The organism is Streptomyces sp. NPDC088157 (assembly GCF_044741545.1).
Lineage (GTDB): Bacteria > Actinomycetota > Actinomycetes > Streptomycetales > Streptomycetaceae > Streptomyces.
Genome location: NZ_JBIUSU010000009.1, coordinates 189,663 through 212,857, shown reverse-complemented (window position 1 = coordinate 212,857; position 23,195 = coordinate 189,663). Strand labels below are relative to the sequence as shown.

The following is a 23,195-nucleotide window of genomic DNA, read 5'->3' as shown; positions in this document are numbered from 1 at the left end:
GTTCGGACATGCGCTTCCGCTGGGACTGGATCGAGCCGGTCATGCCGGTGCCGTACGTGCCGACTCTCGGGCCCGTCCACCACCGCAACCCCCTGCCCGACCTGTTCGCGGCCGTCTTCGGCGCCGCAGGCACCGGCCGCTTCCTGCCTTACGACAAAGATCGCCGCTGGTCCGCCACAAAGACAGAGCGCGTCATGGTCGAGGCGATCGAGCACGACGAGCGCCGGACCCTGATGCCGACGCTCCTGGAGCGCGGACCGCGTACGGTCCGGGTCCACGTGTACGGGTCCGTGCCGGACGGCCTGTCTGCTGGCGCAGAACTCGCGCGGAAGCTCGCCGCCGTCCACGGCATCGGTCGGGCCCGGGTGGTGGCTCCTCGGGCCCGACCAGCCTGACGCGTACGCCTGGGGTGTCCGCGTCCAGCTCAAGGACTTCGCCGACGGGCCGGGCCCTACGCCGGACGGTCGGGTGCTGGAGTACAGGCAGCTCCCCGACCCTTCCCGGTTCGCCGCCTTTGCTGAGGAGATGGCGGGCGACGGCTTCGCGTTCCTTTACGGCCGGATGCGGGCCGGAACGGTGGGCCCGGTCTTCACCGTCCTCGACGAGGACCGGGTGATCGGTGCCATCGGCCCGATGGAGACGATGCCCGACGCTGTGGGACAGGTCCGGCTGCTGCCCCAGTACTTCGGCGTCCTCCCGGCGCACCGGGGAGCCGGTCACGGCCGGGCCCTGTGGCGCGCAGCGATGCATTGGGGTCATCGTCAGGGCGCCGCGTACCAGCTCCTACAGACCAGCGTGGGCGGCGCCTCCGACCGTCTCTGTGCGGCCGAGGGGCTGACGTCCCTCGGCTTCGTCAACCAGCGCGGCGTCTAATGCCGGCGTTCCACTTCTTGATCAGAGGAGTGGCCGTTGGTTAGGCTCCACCGATACGGTGTGTCACGCTTGGGGAACATCCTGTGTGCAGCCACCGGTGCAGGGGGTGGGTGTGCCTGACTCGATAGCCGTGCCGACGGGTGTCCAACCAATCAGCTTCGACGTACACGCAGTCCGCGGGGGAAGCCCCGGCGGAGCCCGCGACGACTTCGAAACGATGATCGCTCAGCTTGCCGCCGCGACGACCCCAAACGTACGGTCCGTCGCTGCCAACCCGGGCGACTGGGGTATCGACGCTTTCGCCGGAAACCTCGGCGGAGCGATCACAGTGTGGCAGTCCAAGTACTTCATGCCGGTCACCACCAAGAAGCACGTACAGCAGGTCGAAGACTCGCTCGACAACGTGCTGAAGGCAGCCGTCAAGAACGGCCACACCATCGCCAGCTGGATTTTGTGCATCCCCTCCAGCATGGACGGCCCCATGACGGCATGGTGGGACACGTGGACGAAGGCGAGGGAGAAGGAGCACAGCCTCGTCATCCAGCTCTGGGACGAAACCGCTCTCCGGAAGAAGCTGCTTAGCCCCGAGGGCGACGACGTGCGTCGCGGCTTCTACGAGACGTACGCTCAGGCCGCTCCCGCTGCCGTGGAGCAGCTTCGGCTGGTACTCGATGTCGAGGACGACAAGGCAGCCGCCCTTGGCTCCGCCCTGTTCATTCGACAGATGACCGAGGCCGGCCACGTGGAGCTGGACTCGGCAAAGAGGCAGTTCTTCAATGCCGATCTGGTGGCTCGCGAGATCGCGCACAAGGATGTTCCGGCGGAGGTGGCGGCGCTCAGTTCCGCCGATGCGACGCTCCACGGTCTATGGGAGATGCAGTTCAACGAATGCGTGGCCGAGGACGCGCTTCGGGTTCTCCACACCCGTGTCTGGCGGGAAGTACGCAACGAGCACGACAAACTGCCGAAGTCGCTCCGCCTGGAGCTGGTGCACAGCTGGGGGCTGGTCCACCGGCTCGTGGACAACCGCAGGGCGGGCTGGGTCAAACACTGGCGGCAGATCGCCGCCGAGCACTCCGACGGCTGACCGCCGTTGCCTGTCCTGCCAGACCTACGAGGAGTTCGCTGTGGAAGCACACCGGCCGGTGATGATGCCGGAGGACGAGGTGACCTTCCGGCTGGCGCAGCTGCTGCTTCTTCTCGACGCTGTCGCCGGACAGGACGCGAAAGGGGCGAGCCTGGAGCGCATCGGTTACTACGACTTCCTGTCGGCGAACCCCTTCCTCGTCGTCGATTCCGACGGCCGGGAGGGCAACATGCTCAGGCTGGCCGGGTTCGATCCGCAGGTGCTCTCGTACGCGTCCTCCTCGCAGCGCTTCACCAGTCGACGCGAGCGCATCCAGCACGACCTCGGACTGCTCGTGGCTTACGGGTGTTGCGAGGTCCACAACCGCAACGGCGCCTTCGCCTATTCGATCAACGACCGCGGTCGGGAACTCGGGGCTCGCTTCACCGCCACCTATGCCGCGTCGTTCACCACTGCGGCGTCCATCGTCGTGCGTCGCCTCCGCAAGCTCAGCGACAAGGCGCTGCGGGAACAGACCGCACGGTGGCTGCGGCCGCATGGAGAGGGCGGGCCCGGTGCCGCGCTCCTCAGCGTGCTGGGACCGGAAGCGCAGGCACCTGACATGCCCTGGGAGGGATGACCACCATGCAGCCTCTGCCTGGCATCCGGATCCGGCGCCTGCGCCTTGCTGGCGTCAGCCGGAACTATGACGTCGATTTCACGCAGGACCAGCAGGTGCGGGACCTGTCCGTGGTGGCCGGGGCATTCAGCTCGGGCAAGACTGCGGTGTTGGAGTTCATCGCCTACGGCCTCGGTGGGAAGCGCCATCCGCGGCATCCTGAGGTGCTGCGGAAGGTCCGTTCCTGCCTTCTGGAAGTCGAGCTGTCCGGCGAACCGCACGTCATCGAGCGTCCCGTCGGGGAGCCGTCGAAGGTCGCCTACGTACGTCGGGGGACGCTGGACAGCCCGCCGCTCTCCAAGCCCGAGAGCAGGACCATCGAGCCGGCGGGAGCGCCCGAGAGCCTCTCCGCTCTGCTGCTGGGACACTGCAAGCTCGAAGGCGTTCAGCTGCGGGAGGCCCCCTCCAGCCGTGAGTCCCGGACCGACCCCCTGAGCATCCGCGACCTCATGAACCTTGCGTTCTTGCCCAACGAGCGCATCGCCTCCAAGAACTTCTTGTTTGAGAACGAGTACATGAAGAAGCACAAGCTGAAGCAGGTGGTCGACGTCGTCTTTGGCGTTCACGACGACCGCGCTGTCGAGCTTGGGCAACGCATCAAGGAACTGGGCGCCCGACTCACCCAGTCACGTTCCGAACTCGCCGCAGCACGTGCGTTCGTCGACGAGCAGGACGTTCCCACGGTCGGCGCGCTGACCGCTGAGCAATACCAAGGCGAGCTGCGGGAGCTGACCGAGCAGCTACGGGCCCTCGATGAGGCAGCGCAAGCTGGCACCACCTTCGCTGGGCGTCTGCGCCGCGAGCACCAGGAAGCTGCCCAGCGCGCCCGGCGAGCCGCTGGTGTAGTACGTGACTGCGAGACGCAACTCACCCGGATGATGCCACTACGGGCGCAGTACGCGGACGACCTTGTCAAGCTCAATATGCTGGCCGAAGCGCAGCGCCTGTTTGACCCCCTCAGCGTCACGACCTGCCCGGCGTGCCTGAATCGGCTGCCCGCCCCTCCGTCGGTGGAGAACGGCTCGTGCAGTCTGTGCAGCCACGAGCTGCCCCACGGCGACGAGCACCTGACGCTCGGCACCGCCACAGCCGAGCACTCGTCGGATGAAGGGCGGCTGGATGTCGCGGCCGAGATCAGGGCCACCAAGGCCCGTTTGAAGGAGATCACTGCCTACGTTGAGGGCCTGGACAGCTCGCTCGCCACGTTCAAGCTCCAGGCGGAAGACGCCGCCATCGACGAAGAGCGTGCCGCGGCGGCTGTCGACGAAGCCACTTCGCCCACCGTCACCCCGTTCCTCGCCGCTCGCGACAACCTCCAGCGCCGGCGCGAGGAAGTCCTCCGTCATCTCCAGCACGCCGAGAACGCGACGAAGCTTCAGGCTGGCCTGGAGAAGCGTGCTGCGCTCGTGGAGCGGCAGGAGGCACAGATTGAACGCCTGCGGGAGGAACGCGACCGGCTGGGAGATGCCGCACAGGACCGGGACCTGGCCGTCGGCCGAATCAGCGGCCGGTACAGCGAACTCCTGCGGCAGTGGCGCTACCCGAAACTCAGCCAGCCGATGATCGACACGAACCTGGTTCCTCACGTACGTGGCGACTCCTACCGCGAGGCATCATCCGGCGCCCGAACGCTCCTGACCTTGGCCTGGCAGCTGGCCGTCTTCGAGGTGGCCGTCGAAACATCGGCCGCCCACCCCGGCTTCCTCATGATCGACAGCCCGCAGAAGAACCTGGGCCACGGCGCCACCCGGGACGCGGTAATCGCAGACGCGATCGCCATTGACGACTTCTACCGCCACCTGACCAGCTGGCTGGTCGAACAGGGGGCGGGCGCCCAGGTGATCATCGTCGACAACAGTCCGCCCGTGCTCGTGGAAGAGAACGTCGTGGTCCGGTACAGCCGCAACGAGGACCGGCCCCCCTACGGGCTGATCGACGACGAGACCACTGCAGACGAAGGCAGCCCCGAATAACCTCCTCACCCCGCCTAGACCACGGCCACCTTCGCATTTCGTCTGGGTGGGGCTGGCCTACGTGATGGGCCGTGGACCGTCCCAAGACCTGCAGACGTAGACCGGACGCGCCAGCACCGCGCCTCCGCCCTGCTTGTGGGCAAGGAACCCTCGGGGAAGGAGTGCCGGAGGCCGGATGAACGCACCGATCGCCAAGTGGCCCTACTGACCTCACAAGGTGATCACGACACGGAAATCTCCTCAGTAGTCCAAGGACGAGGCGGAAGGCCGGGCCCGCCGTTCAGAACGCTCAACTTGCCCAACCACACAGCCACACGCTCATGCGATGCCTCCACGTGAGGTAGGACCACCCAGAGACGAAGGAAGAACATGAGCGTGAACGCAATGGTGTCCCTGCTCGACCGATCAGTCTCCGCGACAGCCTGCTCGACCCACCCGTTATCGTTGTCGCGGAACATGTTCTTGATCAGAGCACCGGGTGCCGCATGGGCCTGTTCCGACCACACCCGGTACAGAATGTTGTAGTGATAACTTCGCATTGGGTCATCTGACAGCCTTGCGAGTTCGGCCGTGTCCTTCCGGCACCAACTTGACACCCACCTCACCGAGCCGTCTGCTCTCGGCTTGGCCTGGAAATCGTTGAACTCGTTCTTTAGGTGGTCATTGACCACGGCAGCCATCTGCTCATTAACCGGATGGCCCTTCTCCCGGTTGTACGCGAACCGTCTTTCCTCCGCCAGCAGGAACTGAAGCAGACCGAATCGGGCGAACAGCAACGTCGCCTCCCCGCGGTCTTCCACCGTGCCGAGGTACTCCATGTTGACGAGCAGTTCGAACAGCTGACGCGTAACACCTACAGCGTGTTCCCAATGGCCGTGCTCCAGCAAAGACCGCACGGCCTTAACGCTGTTGATCCCTCGCACGAGAATCTCCGCGTCGAACCGCGTGAGCTGGTTCTCGACATCAGGCGTCTCTAGTACGGTCCTGTCTGCGGTCGATGTCACGTCCTCCATCAGCTTGAAGAACGGTCGAAGCCGACCTCGAGGGGAAGAGACACGTTCCACCTGCGGGTTGCCCGACATCTGTGCGCCTGGACGCTTCCTCTGCTGACTCTTCCGCTTCCTACTGGTCGCCATCCCCGGACCGTAGCCACCCAGTTGAGGGTTCGCCTGCCATTTTCTGCGATCTGTTTGGCTGCCTCGGGCCCCCATCGGCCGGCAGTCACCCCCGCAGGCGAAGGGAAACGCGCCTCCCGGCAGGTGTCCGAGCCGGGCAACCTCGGCAGGGAATCTTCACGCGATCATGTTCGGGGGTCCGGCCTCAGCAACTGTTCCCCAAGGTGCCGTCGGTGGCACTGTCGACGCACTCCTCCAGATCGTTGCTCGACTCTTGCTGCACGCCCTGATCGATTGCGTGGAGGATGGTCTGAGCAGACGCCCGGTCCGTGCTGCTGAAGCAGTTGGGGTTCTGCAGGATCGCAACTGGACGTATTTGGGCAATCCCTTTGAGTAGCAGTCGGTCATGGTTTTTGCGTGCGGGAGGATCAAGCCGGTGTTGAGATATGCGCCGTCATCGAGCACCGCGCCGCCACCATTGCGGCACAAGCCAGCCGTGACTCATCGTGTCCGCTGCATCAGGCAGTTCGCGAATACGCGACACCTCAACATGCGAGCCCACCAGATTACTCGCGCTGACAGCTCAACTCACAGACCGGCAGAACCAAGAACAGCGGGCTGCGTCCGCCGTTCCGTTCAGATTCTCAATTCTCTTGGGTGGATCAGGAGCGGCATCTGCCCACGGCGCGCGGGTCCAGCAAGGATCAGAGCGAGCCACACGCAGTATGCCTGGCTGGCCAGCAGCCGATCGACTGGCTCAAACATGCTCATAACCGCACTCAGGACGTAATCGAAGAGCCAAACTCCATACACGATGGCGAGGTCTGCGTGGACGCCTGCAAACGGCTTTGAGGAGATGTCCACAGCGTGGTCGGTGCCCCATACCATTCGCGCCATCTCGTGCAGGTTGGCGTGCACCGCCTTGGAACTGAGGAAATAAAAGAACTCGTACACGGGTAGGAGATCCGCCGCCTCAGCCATGCTGCGAACCGACGGACCGCGCTTCCCCCAGCCCTGAGCCTGACACAGCGCTACCAGCTCGTCACGGGCTTGCCTCAAAGCCTCAGCGACATCGCCGAATCCGAGGTCCGGAACATCTGTCTCGAGTCGCCGGTAGGCAACGGGCAAGAATTGTTGCTGTGCCTTGACAGCCAGCAACGCCTCCACACGGGCGCTTCGTTGCACGTACTGTGTTGCGACCCCTGCATCGAGCCCAAGGAGCCATTTCACAAAGATCAAGTCTTCGGCCATCGCTCGAAGATGCACGCGTGCGTTGGCCCGGGCCGGGGAGTCGACGGCGACCGTGACCGCCGCAAGCGCATCGTGCGCGCGCCTCACGATGGTCCGGCTGACGATGTCCCCATTGAAACCTGCCGTGATAGGCACGCCAAGGCAGACCTCATCAACATGAGGCGCTGCCAGCGTGACGATGCGCTCGGCGGCTCGCCACAGAGTCCGCTCGCCGTGCAGCACCTCGGCCACGTCGGCAAAAAGGGCCGACTCGGTCTCAGCATCGTCCTCCGAGTGCTCCCCGCGATCCGCATCCTCGCGAACTCCGGCCATGTCCCCCCCAGTTGTTGTGATCTGGGCCTGCCTCTTCGCCAATGCCCTGGCGACCACTTACGGTGTACTCCAGGGACGCAGTGCTGACGAATACGCGACACCTGAACATGCGAGCTCACCCGTCCCGAGGCTGGATAAATACAGCCCCTGGAGCCCCCTGCGGTAAGTCACACGCGACATCTTGACTCGCACATGCCGCCGACCTACCAGCCCCGCTCGTGCCACTCCCCGAGGTGCGGCCGCTCGGCGCCAAGCGTGGTGTCGTTGCCGTGGCCGGGGTAGATCCAGGTCTCGTCCGGGAGCACGAAGACCTTCGCCTCCAGGCCCGACATCAACGAGGCGAAGTCCTCGGGGCGTGTTGTACGCCCAGGCCCCCCGGGGAAGAGGCAGTCGCCGGTGAACACGTGGGGGTGGCCGTGGGGGTCGTCGTAGACCAGCGCGATCGAGCCGGGTGTGTGCCCGACCAGATGACGTGCGGTGAGCTCCACGTTCCCCACCCGGATGACGTCACCGTCGTCGACCGGGACGTCGGTCGGTACGGGGATGCCCTCGGCGTCCTCCCGGCCGGCGTAGGTACGCGCGCGGGTGGCCGCCACGACCTCGCCGAGCGCCTGCCAGTGGTCGCCGTGCTGATGGGTGGTGACGACGGACGCGATGCCGTCGTCACCGATCGTGCCGAGCAGGGCATGCGCGTCGTTCGCCGCGTCGATCAGCAGCTGCTCGTCCGTGGCCCGGCAGCGCAGCAGGTAGGCGTTGTTGTTCATCGGGCCGACCGCGATCTTGGTGATCATCAGGTCCTTGAGCTCGTGCACGTCCGCCGGGCCGCCGACCGTCACCTCTCCGCTGTACGTCATGGCGGCAGCCTATAGCGGCGGGAGGACCGGCAGCGGCCCGCCGTCGGCAGTCAGCGCCGAGCCGTCGCGGCGCCCGGCGAGCCACCCCAGGAGGTCCGCGGGCGGGCCGGTGACGGTCACCTCGGGCCCGTCGGCCTCGCGGCCCGTCCGCCACACGCGTGTGCCGTCCGTCAGCCGCGTCGGCGGCACGTCGGCACGCCCGGTGAACCGCTCCGCGAGGAACTCGGTCTCCCGCGCGGTGAACTCCTCCGGCAGGTCCTCCAGCTCGTAGCCGATGCCGAGGTCCACGGCGTGCAGCTCCACCTCCACCCACCGCCGGAAGGGCACGCGCGCCGCCGAGTCGACGACCCCGTTGCGCAGCTCCACCGTGCGCGACCAGTCGGCGGGCGCGGCACCCGCTGCCTGGAAGCGGGCCCCGCTCTCCCGTACGTCCGCCAGCTGGACGCCCAGGGGCCGCGGGGCGTCCCGTTCGATGTCGGCGTCGCGGGCGTCCGCGTCGGCGTACATGGGCCGGCCCTCGAGGACGTTCACGAGGGCGTCCGCGTTGCGGGCGATGTGAGCCAGGACATGCCCGCGGCTCCAGCCGGGCAGACGCGACGGCTCGGCCACGGATGCGTCGTCCAGTTTGGCGACAGCGGTGAGGAGCCGCTCGGTCGCGTCACGTACAGACTCCAGGTCATGAGCGTGATCAATCATGGTGCTGACCCTAGCCTCGCCACCTCTTCGGGTGAAGGTGGTCGACAGAGCCCGCAAATCGAATGCGCGTGCTATATGGTCGATGGCGGCGTCGGGCATGCTGGAAGGCCGGGGATTGTTGTGAACCGGTGAATCCCGACCGGCGTTGTCAGTGGCTCCCCCTAGTCTGGGAAAGACGGGGGCCCCGCCCCTGTCACTTCTCTCAAGAAAGGTGCGGACCGGCGTGGCCGACCGTCTCATCGTCCGTGGCGCGCGCGAGCACAACCTCAAGAATGTCTCGCTCGACTTGCCTCGCGACTCGCTCATCGTCTTCACGGGCCTGTCGGGGTCGGGCAAGTCCTCGCTGGCCTTCGACACCATCTTCGCCGAGGGCCAGCGGCGCTACGTCGAGTCCCTCTCCTCGTACGCCCGCCAGTTCCTCGGCCAGATGGACAAGCCGGACGTCGACTTCATCGAGGGCCTCTCCCCGGCCGTCTCCATCGACCAGAAGTCGACCTCGCGCAACCCGCGCTCCACGGTCGGCACGATCACCGAGGTCTACGACTACCTGCGTCTGCTCTTCGCGCGCATCGGCAAGCCGCACTGCCCCGAGTGCTCCCGGCCGATCACGCGCCAGTCGCCGCAGGCCATCGTCGACAGGGTCCTGGAGCTGCCCGAGGGCAGCCGCTTCCAGGTGCTGTCGCCGCTGGTGCGCGAGCGCAAGGGCGAGTTCGTCGACCTGTTCGCCGACCTCCAGACCAAGGGCTACTCCCGCGCGCGGGTCGACGGCGAGACGATCCAGCTGTCCAACCCGCCCACGCTGAAGAAGCAGGAGAAGCACACCATCGAGGTGGTCATCGACCGCCTCACGGTGAAGGAGTCCGCCAAGCGCCGGCTCACCGACTCGGTGGAGACCGCCCTCGGCCTCGCCGGCGGCATGGTCGTGCTCGACTTCGTCGACCTCCCCGAGGACGACCCCGAGCGCGAGCGCATGTACTCGGAGCATCTGTACTGCCCGTACGACGACCTGTCCTTCGAGGAGCTGGAGCCCCGCTCCTTCTCCTTCAACTCGCCCTTCGGCGCCTGCCCCGAGTGCTCCGGCATCGGCACGCGCATGGAGGTCGACCCCGAACTGATCGTCCCGGACGAGGACAAGTCGCTCGACGAGGGCGCCATCCACCCCTGGTCGCACGGACACACCAAGGATTACTTCGGCCGGCTGATCGGCGCCCTCGCGGACGCGCTCGGCTTCCGCACGGACATCCCCTTCGCGGGGCTGCCGCAGCGGGCCAGGAAGGCCCTGCTGCACGGCCACAAGACGCAGATCGAGGTCCGCTACCGCAACAGGTACGGGCGCGAGCGCGTCTACACGACCCCCTTCGAGGGCGCCCTGCCGTTCGTGAAGCGTCGGCATAGCGAGGCCGAGAGCGACGCCAGCCGTGAGCGCTTCGAGGGCTACATGCGCGAGGTGCCCTGCCCCACCTGTGAGGGCACCCGCCTGAAGCCGCTCGTCCTCGCGGTCACGGTCATGGAGAAGTCCATCGCCGAGGTCTCCGGGATGTCCATCAGCGACTGCGCGGACTTCCTGGGCCAGCTGAAGCTCGACGCCCGCGACAAGAAGATCGCCGAGCGGGTCCTGAAGGAGGTCAACGAGCGACTGCGGTTCCTCGTCGACGTCGGTCTGGACTACCTCTCGCTCAACCGCGCGGCCGGCACGCTCTCCGGCGGCGAGGCCCAGCGCATCCGCCTGGCCACCCAGATCGGCTCCGGCCTCGTCGGTGTCCTGTACGTCCTCGACGAGCCGTCCATCGGTCTGCACCAGCGTGACAACCACCGGCTGATCGAGACCCTGGTCCGCCTGCGGGACATGGGCAATACGCTGATCGTCGTCGAGCACGACGAGGACACCATCAAGGTCGCCGACTGGATCGTCGACATCGGTCCCGGCGCCGGGGAGCACGGCGGCAAGGTCGTGCACAGCGGCGGCCTGAAGGAACTGCTCGCCAACGCCGAGTCGCAGACCGGGCAGTACCTGTCCGGCAAGAAGGCGATCCCGGTGCCCGACATCCGGCGCCCGCTGGATCCGTCCCGTCGACTCACCGTCCACGGCGCCCGGGAGAACAACCTCCAGGACATCGACGTGTCCTTCCCGCTGGGCGTGTTCACCGCGGTCACCGGCGTGTCCGGCTCCGGCAAGTCGACGCTGGTCAACGACATCCTGTACACGCACCTGGCCCGCGAACTGAACGGCGCGAGGAACGTCCCGGGGCGGCACACGCGCGTGGACGGCGACGACCTCGTCGACAAGGTCGTACACGTCGACCAGTCGCCCATCGGCCGTACCCCGCGCTCCAACCCGGCCACGTACACCGGTGTCTTCGACCACGTCCGCAAGCTGTTCGCGGAGACCACCGAGGCGAAGGTCCGGGGCTACCTGCCCGGTCGCTTCTCCTTCAACGTCAAGGGCGGCCGCTGCGAGAACTGCGCGGGCGACGGCACGATCAAGATCGAGATGAACTTCCTCCCGGACGTCTACGTCCCGTGCGAGGTCTGCCACGGCGCCCGCTACAACCGGGAGACCCTGGAGGTCCACTACAAGGGCAAGTCCATCGCCGACATCCTGAACATGCCGATCGAGGAGGCGACGGAGTTCTTCGGGGCCGTCCCCGCGATCGCCCGCCACCTCAACACCCTGAAGGACGTCGGCCTCGGCTACGTCCGGCTCGGCCAGTCCGCGACCACCCTGTCCGGTGGTGAGGCCCAGCGGGTGAAGCTCGCCAGCGAGCTCCAGCGCCGCTCCACCGGCCGCACGGTCTACGTGCTGGACGAGCCGACGACCGGTCTGCACTTCGAGGACATCAGCAAGCTTCTGAGGGTGCTCGGCGGCCTCGTCGACAAGGGCAACACGGTCATCGTCATCGAGCACAACCTCGACGTGATCAAGACCGCCGACTGGGTCGTCGACATGGGCCCCGAGGGCGGCGCCGGTGGTGGCCTCGTCATCGCCGAGGGCACGCCGGAGGAGGTGGCCGGGGTGTCGACCAGCCACACCGGCAAGTTCCTGCGGGAGGTGCTCGGCGCCGACCGGATCAGCGACGCCGCTCCGGTGAAGGCCCCGCGCAAGGCGGCGGCGAAGAAGACGGTCGCGGCGAAGACCGCGGCGCGCAAGACCGCGACGGCCAAGACGACCACGGCCAGGACGACCACCGCCAAGACGGCCGCGGCCAGGACGACGGCCGCCGGCACCACGGCGGCAACGGAGGCCACCGGGGCGACGAAGGCGACCCCCGCGAAGAAGACCACGCGGGCCCGCAAGGCCTGAGGGGCACGGACCGCGAGGTCCGACGAGGCACGGACCGCGAGGTCCGATGAAGGCACGGCCCCCGGCCTGGCGCTATGCGCGAAAGGTGCGGCGCCCCGCGGGAACTTCCCGCGGGGCGCCGTCCGTCGTTTCTTCGGCCGCTAGTCGAGGCACGACCGGGACAGGTTCTGGAACCGGCCCAGTTCGGCGGCGTGGCCCAGTTCCGCGGCGTACGGCGGTTCCGCGCCGGCCCGGGAGCAGGTGACCGCCGCCGCGCGGGCGGCGAACCGCAGCAACTGCTCCCAGTCGTCCGCGCCCAGGTCCGCGAGCCCTGCCGGGGACAGCGCGTTCCGAACCGAAAGGCCGTGCAGCAGAGCCGCGTTCACGGTGTCCCCGGCGCCGATGGTGTCCACGACGTCCACCTGCTCGCCCGGCGCCGAGTACACGTCGCCGCCCTGGGTGAAGGCGGTCAGCCCGTCGCCGCCCTGGGTGATGACGACGGCCGACGGACCGGCGGACAGCCACTCGCGCGGGGTGCCGCCCAGCCACGACGCGTCCTCCTCGGAGAGCTTGAGCAGGGACACCGAGGGCAGCCAGCTCTTGAAACGGGCCCGGTAGGCGTCGGCGTCGGGGATCAGCCCGGCTCGGACGTTCGGGTCGAGCGTCGTGAACAGCCCCTGCGCGGAGGCGGCCCGCAGCAGCTCCTCGTACGCGCTCGCCCCCGGCTCCAGGACGAGCGAGCAGGTGCCGAAGGACACCGCGCGCGTGCCCGCGGGCAGCGTGTCCGGGGTCGTGAACAGGCGGTCCGCGGTGCCGTCGACGTAGAAGGAGTAGGCGGCCGAACCGTTCCCGTCGAGGGTGGCGACCGCGAGGGTGGTCGGCTCCGGACCGCGCTGCACCGCGGACACGTCCACACCCGAGTCCCGCAGTCCGTCGAGCAGCGCCTCGCCGAAGGCGTCCTGCGAGGTGCGGGAGCAGAAGGCCGTGGGCGAGCCCAGGCGGCCGAGGGCGACGGCCGTGTTGTACGGGCCGCCACCGAGCGCCGGCTGTAGGCCCGCGAGAGCCCCGGTGCCCTGCGGTACCAGGTCGATCAGGGCTTCACCGGCGACGACGATCACGGGGCGGGTTCCTTTCGCTGACTGTCCACGACTGCTCGGACCATTGTCCGTGGGGCAGCCGCATGACGTGCGAGGAACGAAGGAGCGGGGCAGCCGCAAGGCCCGGGCGGGACGGTCGGGCGGAGCGGCGTTCGGGGAGTACCCGCCAGCCCGCCAGCCCGCCAGCCCGCCAGCCCGCCCGCTCGACCGGCCGGCCGGACCGGAGGCGGCGGGCCGGAGGCCGCCGACCGCCGTCACTCCCAGTCCCGTCACTCCCAGTCCCACCCGATGCCGACCATGCCCGACCGCACCCGTGGTTCGACGAGGTGTACGGAGCGGTGCCGGCCGCTGAGCGGCAGCTCCTGGCGACCGCCGCGCGGGGCCGCCGCCGAGTGCTGGGTGAACCGGTGGCAGCGCACGGGCACGGCGTTCTCGTCGAAGCGGATCTGCAGGGCGTACTGGCCGCCCGCCGCGCCGAAGCCGCGGACGTACTCGCGCGACACGTCGGCGGTGCCGTCCTCGACGCCGTAGCGGAAGAGGAAGGTGTCGCCGGCCCGCAGGCGGGTGTCGAAGAGGAGCTCGGCCACAAGCACACCGGTGCCGTGGTGGCGGCGGACGCGGCCGGCCCGGCAGTTCTCCAGGGCGTGCACCGTCATCCGCTCCGGCGCGCATCCGGGGTCGCCGTGGTGGACGGCCACGAAGCGGTCCACGCCGTCGCGGTGGGCGCGCACGATGTGCTGCGACTCGCGTCCCAGGAGCTCCCGGCGCGACCCGATGCGGACGCGCTCGTGGTGACCCAGGGTGTGCAGCCCCCCGTCGACAGGGCACTCCAGTTCACCGAGCAGTTGTTCGAGGATGCCGGAGGCCTCCAGGAGCGAGCGGTAGGACCGGCCCGCGGACTGTCCCGGCACCGTGCCGCCGTCGCCGCCGTCGGGCTCCGCGAGCAGCCGGATCAGGGACTCGTCCGGCAGATGCAGGATCTCCTCCAGCGCGCGTACGGCGCGCAGCGACTCGGGGCGCTGCGGCCGCCGGGCGCCCTGCTGCCAGTAACTCAGGCTCGTCACACCCACCTTCACCCCGTAACGCGACAGATGGTGCTGGACGCGTTGCAGGGGCAGGCCACGGGCGGCGATCGCGGCACGCAGCGCCACGTGGAAAGGACCGCCTCGCAGGGCCGTGTCCAGTTCCGCGGAGGCGGCGTCGACGGCGGCGTCCGCGTGCTGTGTGGCGTACGGCATGCAGGGGCCTCTCTGTGAATGCTCACGACGGCTGGTCGGACCGTTCGTGTGGGTGGTCGGGGCCCCGGCCGGCGTCGCCGGAACTCCTTCACATCCGTAAGGCGGCCCTCAGGGCCCGAGTTCCCCCGCATTGAAGCGTGTTGACCAAGTCCCGACAACACCTGATGCCCGAGTGGCACGTGCGTGTGGCCGAGTCGGTGCCTCCGGGGCCCGCCCCCGGCGCCCGCTCGTTTGCGGCCCCGGCGGACACCCGGCCGTCGTCCACAGCCCACCGGAGTGTCACCGCGCGCCAGTAGGGTGTGAGACATGGCCGACCCCTCCAGCTACCGCCCCAAGCCGGGACAGATCCCGGACTCTCCCGGGGTGTACCGATTCCGCGACGAGCACCGCCGGGTGATCTACGTCGGAAAGGCGAAGAGCCTGCGCCAACGCCTGGCGAACTACTTCCAGGACCTGGCCGGCCTTCACCCGCGCACCCGCACGATGGTCACCACGGCCGCGTCCGTGGAGTGGACGGTGGTGTCCACGGAGGTCGAGGCGCTCCAGCTGGAGTACTCCTGGATCAAGGAGTACGACCCCCGGTTCAACGTCAAGTACCGCGACGACAAGAGCTACCCGTACCTCGCGGTGACGATGAACGAGGAGTTCCCGCGCGTCCAGGTGATGCGCGGCCACAAGAAGAAGGGCGTCAGGTATTTCGGGCCGTACGCGCACGCGTGGGCGATCCGGGACACGGTCGACCTGCTGCTGCGGGTCTTCCCCGTGCGCACCTGCTCCGCCGGCGTCTTCAAGAACGCCGCCCGCACCGGCAGGCCCTGTCTGCTCGGCTACATCGGCAAGTGCTCCGCGCCGTGCGTCGGCCGGATCTCCGCCGAGGAGCACGGCGAACTCGCCGAGGACTTCTGCGACTTCATGGCCGGCCGCACCGGCACCTACCTCCGCCGTCTGGAGAGGCAGATGATGGAGGCGGCCGAGGAGATGGAGTACGAGCGGGCCGCCCGTCTGCGCGACGACATCGAGGCCCTGAAGAAGGCCATGGAGAAGAACGCGGTCGTGCTCGCGGACGCGACCGACGCCGACCTGATCGCGGTCGCCGAGGACGAGCTGGAGGCGGCCGTCCAGATCTTCCACGTACGGGGCGGACGCGTACGCGGTCAGCGCGGCTGGGTGACCGACAAGGTCGAGGACGTCACGACCGGCGCCCTCGTGGAGCACGCCCTCCAGCAGCTGTACGGCGAGGAGCGGGGCGACTCCGTGCCCAAGGAGGTCCTGGTCCCCGCCCTGCCCGAGCCCGTCGAACCCGTCCAGGAGTGGCTCACCGAGCGCCGCGGGTCCAACGTGTCACTGCGGATCCCGCAGCGGGGCGACAAGAAGGCCCTGATGGAGACCGTCGCACGCAACGCGCAGCAGGCGCTCGTCCTGCACAAGACCAAGCGCGCCTCCGACCTGACGACGCGGTCGCGCGCCCTCGAGGAGATCGCCGAGGCCCTCGACCTGGACAGCGCGCCGCTCCGGATCGAGTGCTACGACATCTCGCACCTGCAGGGCGACGACGTCGTGGCCTCCATGGTCGTCTTCGAGGACGGACTCCAGCGCAAGAGCGAGTACCGCCGCTTCCAGATCAAGGGCTTCGAGGGCCAGGACGACGTCCGCTCCATGCACGAGGTGATCACCCGCCGCTTCCGGCGCTACATCGCCGAGAAGGAGCGGACGGGGGAGTGGACCGACGGCGAGGACGCCCTCGCCGACGACACCGGCACCGCCCTCGCCGACGCCGGCGAAGCGCCCCTGACCAGCAGCCTCAAGGACGACGACGGCCGCCCCAAGCGCTTCGCCTACCCGCCCCAGCTCGTCGTCGTCGACGGCGGACAGCCGCAGGTCGCGGCGGCCAAGCGGGCACTGGACGAGCTCGGTATCGACGACATCGCCGTCTGCGGCCTCGCCAAGCGCCTGGAGGAGGTCTGGGTGCCGGACGACGACGACCCGGTCGTCCTGCCGCGCAGCAGCGAGGGTCTCTACCTGCTCCAGCGCGTGCGCGACGAGGCCCACCGCTTCGCGATCACCTATCAGCGCACGAAGCGTGCCAAGCGCTTCCGCGCCGGCCCGCTGGACGAGGTGCCCGGCCTCGGCGAGGCGCGCAAGCAGGCACTGATCAAGCACTTCGGCTCGGTGAAGAGGCTGCGGGCCGCGACGATCGACCAGATCTGCGAGGTCCCGGGCATAGGCCGCAAGACGGCCGAGACCATCGCCGTGGCCCTCGCGCGGGCCGCATCTCCCGCCCCCGCCGTGAACACGGCGACCGGAGAGATCATTGATGATGAGGAACCCGATACGACGGCGGGATTCCCCGGAGATCCCGTGAAGACGGGCGCCCCGGAAGAGCGACGGGGGCAGGAGACATGACCGAGCACGAAGCACACCCCACGGCAGAGCAGGAACAGGCGCCCACTACGGTGCCCACGGCCGCGCCCCGGCAGGGACCCGGGAAACCCGGTGAGGATTCCACCGCGCACCCCGCGGTCACCGACACCCCTCAGCAAGAAGTACGCCAGGAAGACGGAGCACAGGTGAGTACGGACGTCACGCCGCCCGGGATCCCCGAGGCGGCCATCCCCGAGCTGGTGATCATCTCCGGCATGTCCGGGGCGGGCCGCTCGACGGCAGCCAAGTGTCTGGAGGACCTCGGCTGGTTCGTCGTCGACAACCTCCCACCCGCCCTGATCCCCACCATGGTGGAGCTGGGCGCCCGCTCCCAGGGCAACGTGGCGCGGATCGCGGTCGTCGTCGACGTCCGCGGCCGGCGCTTCTTCGACAACCTCCGCGAGTCCCTCGCCGACCTCGAGTCGAAGAGCGTCACCCGGCGGATCGTCTTCCTGGAGTCCTCCGACGACGCCCTGGTGCGCCGCTTCGAGTCGGTGCGCCGCCCGCACCCGCTGCAGGGCGACGGCCGCATCGTCGACGGCATCGACGCCGAGCGCGAGCTGCTGCGTGAGCTGCGCGGCGACGCCGACCTGGTGATCGACACCTCCAGCCTCAACGTGCACGAACTGCGCGCCAAGATGGACGCCCAGTTCGCCGGTGACGAGGAGCCCGAGCTGCGGGCCACCGTCATGTCCTTCGGCTTCAAGTACGGCCTGCCGGTCGACGCCGACCTCGTCGTGGACATGCGCTTTCTGCCCAACCCGCACTGGGTACCGGAGCTGCGCCCCTACACCGGCCTCAACGAGGAGGTCTCGGCGTACGTCCTCAACCAGCCCGGTGCCAAGGAGTTCCTCGACCGGTACGCCGAGCTCCTCCAGCTGGTGGCCGCGGGCTACCGCCGGGAGGGCAAGCGCTACGTGACCATCGCGGTCGGCTGTACCGGCGGCAAGCACCGCTCGGTGGCCATGTCGGAGAAGCTCGCCGCGCGTCTCGCGGCCGAGGGCGTGGAGACGGTGGTCGTGCACCGGGACATGGGACGGGAATGACAGGACGTTCTCCACGGCTCGGCCGGCTGCGCAGGGTCGCCCCCGACGGGCGCGTGAGCCGGCCGGTCGAGGCCCGGGGCGGCAAACCGCGCCGCCGCGGCACTCAGCCCAAGGTCGTCGCCCTCGGCGGCGGTATGGGACTGTCCGCCTCGCTCACCGCGCTGCGCCGGATCACCGGCGACCTCACCGGTGTCGTCACGGTGGCCGACGACGGTGGTTCCAGCGGACGTCTGCGCGAGGAGCTGGGCGTGCTGCCGCCCGGGGACCTGCGCAAGGCGCTCGCCGCCCTGTGCGGTGACGACGACTGGGGCCAGACCTGGGCCCGGGTCATCCAGCACCGTTTCCAGTCGCAGGGCGAGATCAACGGCCACGCGGTGGGAAACCTGCTGATCGTCGCCCTGTGGGAGCAGCTCGGCGACCACGTCCAGGCTCTGGACCTGGTCGGCAAGCTGCTCGGCGCGCAGGGCCGCGTGCTGCCCATGTCCGCGGTGCCGCTGGAGCTGCAGGCGCTGGTCAAGGGGCACGACCCGGAGCGGCCGGACGACGTCGACACCGTACGGGGACAGGCGACCGTGGCGTTGACGCCCGGGGAGGTGCAGTCCGTGCACCTGGTGCCGAACGACCCGCCGGCCGTCCCGGAGGCGGTCGACGCCGTCCTGGACGCCGACTGGGTGGTGCTCGGGCCCGGCTCCTGGTTCTCCTCGGTCATGCCGCACCTGCTGGTGCCCGATCTGCTGGACGCCCTCATGGAGACGAAGGCGCGCCGGGTGCTCTCCCTGAACCTCGCCCCGCAGCCCGGAGAAACCGACGGCTTCTCCCCGCAGCGTCATTTGGAGGTTTTGGGACGACACGCCCCTAAACTCGCCCTGGACGTGGTGCTGGCCGACGTGGCCGCCGTGCCCGACCGCGACTCGCTGACCGACGCCGCCAAAAGGTTCGGCGCCGCGGTCGAGCTGGCGCCGGTGGCCCGGCCCGACGGAACCCCGAGGCATGACCCGGAGCTGTTGGCCGCCGCGTACGACCGTATTTTTCGGATGCATGGAAGGATCGGCCCATGGCGATGACGGCAGCGGTGAAGGATGAGATTTCCCGGCTTCCCGTCACCCGGACCTGCTGCAGAAAGGCGGAGGTCTCCGCCATTCTGCGGTTCGCCGGCGGCCTCCACCTGGTGAGCGGGCGCATCGTGATCGAGGCGGAGCTGGACACGGCGATGGCGGCCCGTCGGCTCAAGCGGGACATTCTGGAGATCTTCGGCCACAGCTCGGAGCTGATCGTGATGGCCCCGGGCGGCCTGCGCCGAGGCTCGCGCTATGTCGTGCGGGTGGTCGCCGGCGGTGACCAGCTGGCCCGGCAGACGGGGCTCGTGGACGGCCGCGGCCGTCCGATCCGGGGTCTGCCCCCGCAGGTGGTCTCCGGCGCGACCTGCGACGCGGAGGCGGCCTGGCGCGGGGCCTTCCTGGCGCACGGCTCGCTCACCGAGCCCGGTCGCTCGTCCTCCCTGGAGGTGACCTGCCCGGGCCCGGAGGCCGCGCTCGCGCTGGTCGGTGCCGCCCGTCGGCTGTCCATCGCCGCGAAGGCCCGCGAGGTGCGCGGGGTCGACCGGGTCGTGGTCCGCGACGGCGACGCGATCGGCGCGCTGCTCACCCGGCTGGGCGCGCACGAGTCGGTGCTGGCCTGGGAGGAGCGCCGGATGCGCCGCGAGGTGCGCGCCACGGCGAACCGTCTCGCGAACTTCGACGACGCCAACCTGCGCCGTTCGGCGCGCGCCGCCGTCGCCGCGGGCGCTCGCGTCCAGCGCGCCCTGGAGATCCTCGCGGACGACGTGCCCGAGCACCTGGCGGCGGCCGGCCGGCTCCGCATGGACCACAAGCAGGCCTCCCTGGAGGAGCTGGGCGCGCTCGCCGACCCGCCGCTGACGAAGGACGCGGTCGCCGGGCGGATCCGCCGGCTGCTGGCGATGGCCGACAAGCGTGCCTCCGACCTCGGTATCCCGGGTACGGACGCCAACCTCAGCGACGACCTCGCCGACAACCTGGTCGGCTGACTTCCCTTCAGAACGCCGGTGGTGTCGCCCATTTGGGCGACACCACCGGCGTTTGCGTGGCCATGAGGCGCCCTTGACTGGATCATGAACTGTCATGAGCCTGGCAGAGTTCGCTGCTGGGGCGAACTCAGGCTAGGGGGGTTCATGAGACGAAGAGCGAGATCGATCCTCGCTGTCGGCGCGCTGCTGCTCGGCGGAGCGGCGCTCGTACCCGTCGCCCAGGCACAGCCCGGCAACACACCGAAACCCGACGCGGACGAGGTCAAGGTCTTCCGGGCCGACGTCACCCAGCAGCAGGTACCCCTGCTGCTGGCGACGGGCCAGGACGGTCAGGAACTCAGCGAGCAGGTACCCGAGAAGGGCACCGCGACGGTCGAGGTCTACCTCACCGACAAGCAGGCCGGGAAGCTCGAGAAGCAGGGTGTCGAGCTCACCGAGCACACTCTTTCGGCCAAGGCGGAGGACCGTCTCGACGCGGCCGCCGACGGAGTGTTCCGCCCCTACAGCGGCAGCGGCGGCCTGCGGGAGGAGATCCTCCGCACCGGCCAGGAGAACCCGGGCCTCACCAAGGTCGTCTCCATCGGCAAGACCGTCGACGGCCAGGACATCCTCGCCCTCAAGCTGACCAAGAACGCGAAGAAGTCCACGGACGGCTCCAAGCCGTCGGTCCTGTACATGTCCAACCAGCACGCGCGTGAGTGGATCACCCCCGAGATGACCCGGCGGCTGATGCACTACTACCTGGACAACTACGGGACCGACCGGCGCGTCCGGAAGATCGTCGACTCCAGCGAGCTGTGGTTCGTCCTGTCGGCCAACCCCGACGGCTACGACTACACCTTCCAGAACACCGACAACCGGCTCTGGCGCAAGAACCTGCGGGACGTCAACGGCGACGGTGCGATCTCCACCGGCGACGGCGTCGACCTCAACCGCAACTTCGCCTACAAGTGGGGCTACGACAACGAGGGTTCGTCCCCCAACCCCACCAGCGAGACCTACCGCGGCGCGAGCCCCGCCTCCGAACCGGAGACCAAGGCGCTCGACGCCTTCGAGAAGCGGATCGGGTTCACGTACGGCATCAACTACCACTCCGCCGCCCAGCTGCTCCTCTACGGCGTCGGCTGGCAGGTCGCCACCGACACCCCGGACGACGTCGTCTACAAGGCGCTCGCCGGCACCCCCGACAACTCCGCGGTCCCGGGCTACCACCCGCAGGTCTCCTCGGAGCTGTACACGACCAACGGCGAGGCCGACGGGCACGCGTCGAACGTCAACGGCATGGGGATGTTCACCCCCGAGATGTCGACCTGCCAGACCGCGTCGGGCCTCGACCCGAACGACCAGTGGAACGCCTCCGACTGCCAGTCGGTCTTCAACTTCCCGGACGACGAGAAGCTGATCCAGGACGAGTTCGCCAAGAACGTCCCGTTCGCGCTCTCCGTCGCCGAGACCGCCGCGCACCCCGACACGCCGTCGTCCTCGGTCGGCCTGAGCGCCGCCGACTTCACCCCGGCGCCGTTCACCACGTCGTACTCGCGCGGCGCGGACCAGGAGATCTCCGTCGTCGCACGCAAGGCGGTGCGTGACAAGGAGCTCCGGTACCGCGTGAACGACGGCCGTACCCGGGACCGCAGGCTCAAGGCCTGGAAGGGCGGCGAGACCTACGGCGGTGAGGACGACCTCTACTTCGACGAGTACCGGGCCGAGGTGAAGGACGGCGAGCCGGGCGACAAGGTCGAGGTGTGGTTCACGGGCGAGACCAGGAACGGCAAGAAGGTCTCCAGCGCGCACTTCACCTACACGATCGCCGAGCGGGCCAAGGCCGACACCCTCGTCGTGGCCGAGGAAGGCACGGCCGCCACACAGGCGCGGACCTACGTCGACGCGCTGAAGGCCAACGGCCGCAGGGCGATCGTCTGGGACGTCGCCACCCAGGGCGCGCCCGACGCGCTCGGCGTGCTGAGCCACTTCGACACGGTCGTCCACTACACGGGCGCGAGCGTCCCCGGCAATCCGACCCAGCTCGAACTGCGTGCCTTCCTCAACGAGGGCGGCAAGCTGATCGAGGCGGGCGAACTGGCCGGCGGCAGCGTCGCCCTCGCCGACGGCACTCCGTCGAACGACTTCAGCCAGTACTACCTGGGCGCCTACTCGCGTACGTCGACCCCCGGCGCCACCGGCTTCACCGGCTCCGGCAGGCTCGGCGGTCTCAGCGGGGCCCTCGGCCCGGCGACCGGCAACCCGCTCGACAGGGCGGGTACCTACGGCGTCACGTCGGACGAGCTGCCGGCCGGCGCGTACCCGCGGTTCGCCAGCGCCGGTGCCGGTCAGTTCGCCGGGACGGTCAACCCGTACGGGCCGTACACGGGCTCGTACATGGCCGCCGCCGTGCACACCGACGACGGCTACAAGCGCCTCACCCGCACCATCGACCTCAGTGGTGTCGCCGCGGCGAGCAAGCCGGCCCTGCGCGCCCGGCTGCTGTGGGACACCGAGCCCGGGTACGACAACGCGGTCGTCGAGATCCACACGGTCGGCGCCGACGACTGGACGACGCTGCCCGAGGCGGGCGGCGCCACCAGCACCGCCGTACCCGCGGAGTGCGGCGCCGGCTTCTACGTCAACGAGCACCCGTGGCTGGGGCACTACCTCACCCTCGGTTCCGGCGACTGCGCCGCGACCGGCACCACCGGCTCCTGGAACGCGCTCACCGGTGCCTCCAGCGGCTGGCAGCAGGTGAACTTCGACCTGAGCGGCTACGCGGGCAAGAACGTCGAGATCTCGATCGCCTACGTCACCGACCCCGGCAGCGGCGGCCACGGAGTGCTCGCGGACGACGCCTCGCTGGTCGTCGGCGGCGCCGCCACCGAGACGGAGGGCTTCGAGACGTCGCTCGGCGCCTGGCGGGCCTCGGGTCCTCCCGCGGGCAGCCCGGCCGTCCTGAAGGACTGGGCGCGCACCGGCGCCCTGTTCCAGACCTACGGAGCGGTCACCACCGACGACACCGTCCTGCTGGGCTTCGGCCTGGAGCACGTGACCTCGGCGACCGACCGCAAGGTGCTCATCGGAAAGGCGCTCGCCTCACTTGAGAGCTGAAACGCGGCAGTCAACACCGTGTGACGGTTCGTAATCAAATCGAGCGATCGGGCTTTCCGGCCCGGGCGGTCCGTACCCCTACTGGCGGGTACGGACCGCCCTGCCGTGTATGGGCGGAGTCGATGTCACCCCGGCGGCCTCGGAGAGGTAG

17 protein-coding genes are annotated in these 23,195 nt (G+C 69.0%); 11 read left to right on the top strand and 6 right to left on the bottom strand.

Annotated elements, in window-relative coordinates:
• The first annotated feature begins 8 nt into the window (after positions 1 to 8).
• The 5 genes from ACIPFH_RS32935 (at position 9) to ACIPFH_RS32915 (ending at position 4,591) form a co-directional block, all read left to right on the top strand.
• On the top strand, positions 9 to 395 hold the full coding sequence (locus ACIPFH_RS32935; protein ID WP_401832261.1) for a hypothetical protein: 387 nt from the start codon (positions 9 to 11) through the stop codon (positions 393 to 395).
• Positions 396 to 468: 73 nt separating this feature from the next.
• The gene (locus ACIPFH_RS32930) at positions 469 to 873 is read left to right on the top strand and encodes a GNAT family N-acetyltransferase (RefSeq protein WP_401832260.1); all 405 of its coding nucleotides are present in this window, start codon (positions 469 to 471) and stop codon (positions 871 to 873) included.
• 112 nt (positions 874 to 985) lie between these two features.
• Entirely contained in the window at positions 986 to 1,960 is a 975-nt protein-coding gene (locus ACIPFH_RS32925; RefSeq protein ID WP_401832258.1) for a serine/threonine protein kinase, read from the top strand.
• Positions 1,961 to 2,021: 61 nt separating this feature from the next.
• Positions 2,022 to 2,579 (top strand): ABC-three component system middle component 2, encoded by a 558-nt coding sequence (locus ACIPFH_RS32920; protein WP_401832257.1) that lies wholly within the window; start codon positions 2,022 to 2,024, stop codon positions 2,577 to 2,579.
• A complete protein-coding gene (locus ACIPFH_RS32915; protein WP_401832254.1) occupies positions 2,576 to 4,591 on the top strand; it encodes a DNA recombination protein RecN in 2,016 nt (671 codons plus the stop codon). Before ACIPFH_RS32920 ends, ACIPFH_RS32915 begins: the two co-directional genes overlap by 4 nt.
• 221 nt (positions 4,592 to 4,812) lie before the next feature.
• Here ACIPFH_RS32915 and ACIPFH_RS32910 read toward each other — a convergent pair whose 3' ends face one another.
• The 4 genes from ACIPFH_RS32910 to ACIPFH_RS32895 form a co-directional block, all read right to left on the bottom strand.
• The gene (locus ACIPFH_RS32910) at positions 4,813 to 5,727 is read right to left on the bottom strand and encodes a DUF5677 domain-containing protein (RefSeq protein ID WP_401832252.1); all 915 of its coding nucleotides are present in this window, start codon (positions 5,725 to 5,727) and stop codon (positions 4,813 to 4,815) included.
• 615 nt (positions 5,728 to 6,342) lie between these two features.
• Entirely contained in the window at positions 6,343 to 7,269 is a 927-nt protein-coding gene (locus ACIPFH_RS32905) for a DUF5677 domain-containing protein (protein WP_401832251.1), read from the bottom strand.
• Between the two features lie 203 nt (positions 7,270 to 7,472).
• Positions 7,473 to 8,123, bottom strand: a complete 651-nt coding sequence (locus tag ACIPFH_RS32900; protein WP_401832249.1) for an MBL fold metallo-hydrolase — start codon at positions 8,121 to 8,123, stop codon at positions 7,473 to 7,475.
• A 9-nt stretch (positions 8,124 to 8,132) separates the two neighbouring features.
• On the bottom strand, positions 8,133 to 8,819 hold the full coding sequence (locus ACIPFH_RS32895; protein WP_401832248.1) for a maleylpyruvate isomerase family mycothiol-dependent enzyme: 687 nt from the start codon (positions 8,817 to 8,819) through the stop codon (positions 8,133 to 8,135).
• Positions 8,820 to 9,042: 223 nt separating this feature from the next.
• On the opposite strand from ACIPFH_RS32895, the gene uvrA reads away from it, so the two are divergent.
• Positions 9,043 to 12,120 carry an excinuclease ABC subunit UvrA gene (uvrA, locus tag ACIPFH_RS32890; RefSeq protein ID WP_401832245.1) on the top strand — a complete coding sequence of 1,026 codons (3,078 nt, stop codon included), beginning with the start codon at positions 9,043 to 9,045 and terminating at the stop codon, positions 12,118 to 12,120.
• Positions 12,121 to 12,260: 140 nt separating this feature from the next.
• Here uvrA and ACIPFH_RS32885 read toward each other — a convergent pair whose 3' ends face one another.
• Both ACIPFH_RS32885 and ACIPFH_RS32880 read right to left on the bottom strand, forming a co-directional pair.
• Entirely contained in the window at positions 12,261 to 13,217 is a 957-nt protein-coding gene (locus ACIPFH_RS32885; protein WP_401832243.1) for a carbohydrate kinase, read from the bottom strand.
• A gap of 248 nt (positions 13,218 to 13,465) precedes the next feature.
• Positions 13,466 to 14,434 carry a hypothetical protein gene (locus ACIPFH_RS32880; RefSeq protein ID WP_401832241.1) on the bottom strand — a complete coding sequence of 323 codons (969 nt, stop codon included), beginning with the start codon at positions 14,432 to 14,434 and terminating at the stop codon, positions 13,466 to 13,468.
• A 306-nt stretch (positions 14,435 to 14,740) separates the two neighbouring features.
• On the opposite strand from ACIPFH_RS32880, the gene uvrC reads away from it, so the two are divergent.
• From uvrC to ACIPFH_RS32855, 5 genes are all read left to right on the top strand, one after another.
• Positions 14,741 to 16,837 (top strand): excinuclease ABC subunit UvrC, encoded by a 2,097-nt coding sequence (gene uvrC, locus ACIPFH_RS32875; RefSeq protein ID WP_401832240.1) that lies wholly within the window; start codon positions 14,741 to 14,743, stop codon positions 16,835 to 16,837.
• Complete coding sequence (rapZ, locus tag ACIPFH_RS32870) at positions 16,834 to 17,901, top strand: RNase adapter RapZ (RefSeq protein WP_401832239.1); 1,068 nt, start codon at positions 16,834 to 16,836, stop codon at positions 17,899 to 17,901. The genes uvrC and rapZ overlap by 4 nt, the downstream gene beginning before the upstream one ends.
• Positions 17,898 to 18,965, top strand: coding sequence for a uridine diphosphate-N-acetylglucosamine-binding protein YvcK (yvcK, locus tag ACIPFH_RS32865; protein WP_401832236.1), 1,068 nt, complete (start codon positions 17,898 to 17,900; stop codon positions 18,963 to 18,965). Before rapZ ends, yvcK begins: the two co-directional genes overlap by 4 nt.
• Positions 18,956 to 19,945 carry a DNA-binding protein WhiA gene (gene whiA, locus ACIPFH_RS32860; RefSeq protein WP_401832235.1) on the top strand — a complete coding sequence of 330 codons (990 nt, stop codon included), beginning with the start codon at positions 18,956 to 18,958 and terminating at the stop codon, positions 19,943 to 19,945. Before yvcK ends, whiA begins: the two co-directional genes overlap by 10 nt.
• 144 nt (positions 19,946 to 20,089) lie before the next feature.
• The gene (locus tag ACIPFH_RS32855; RefSeq protein ID WP_401832234.1) at positions 20,090 to 23,044 is read left to right on the top strand and encodes a M14 family zinc carboxypeptidase; all 2,955 of its coding nucleotides are present in this window, start codon (positions 20,090 to 20,092) and stop codon (positions 23,042 to 23,044) included.
• The last annotated feature ends 151 nt before the right edge of the window (positions 23,045 to 23,195 follow it).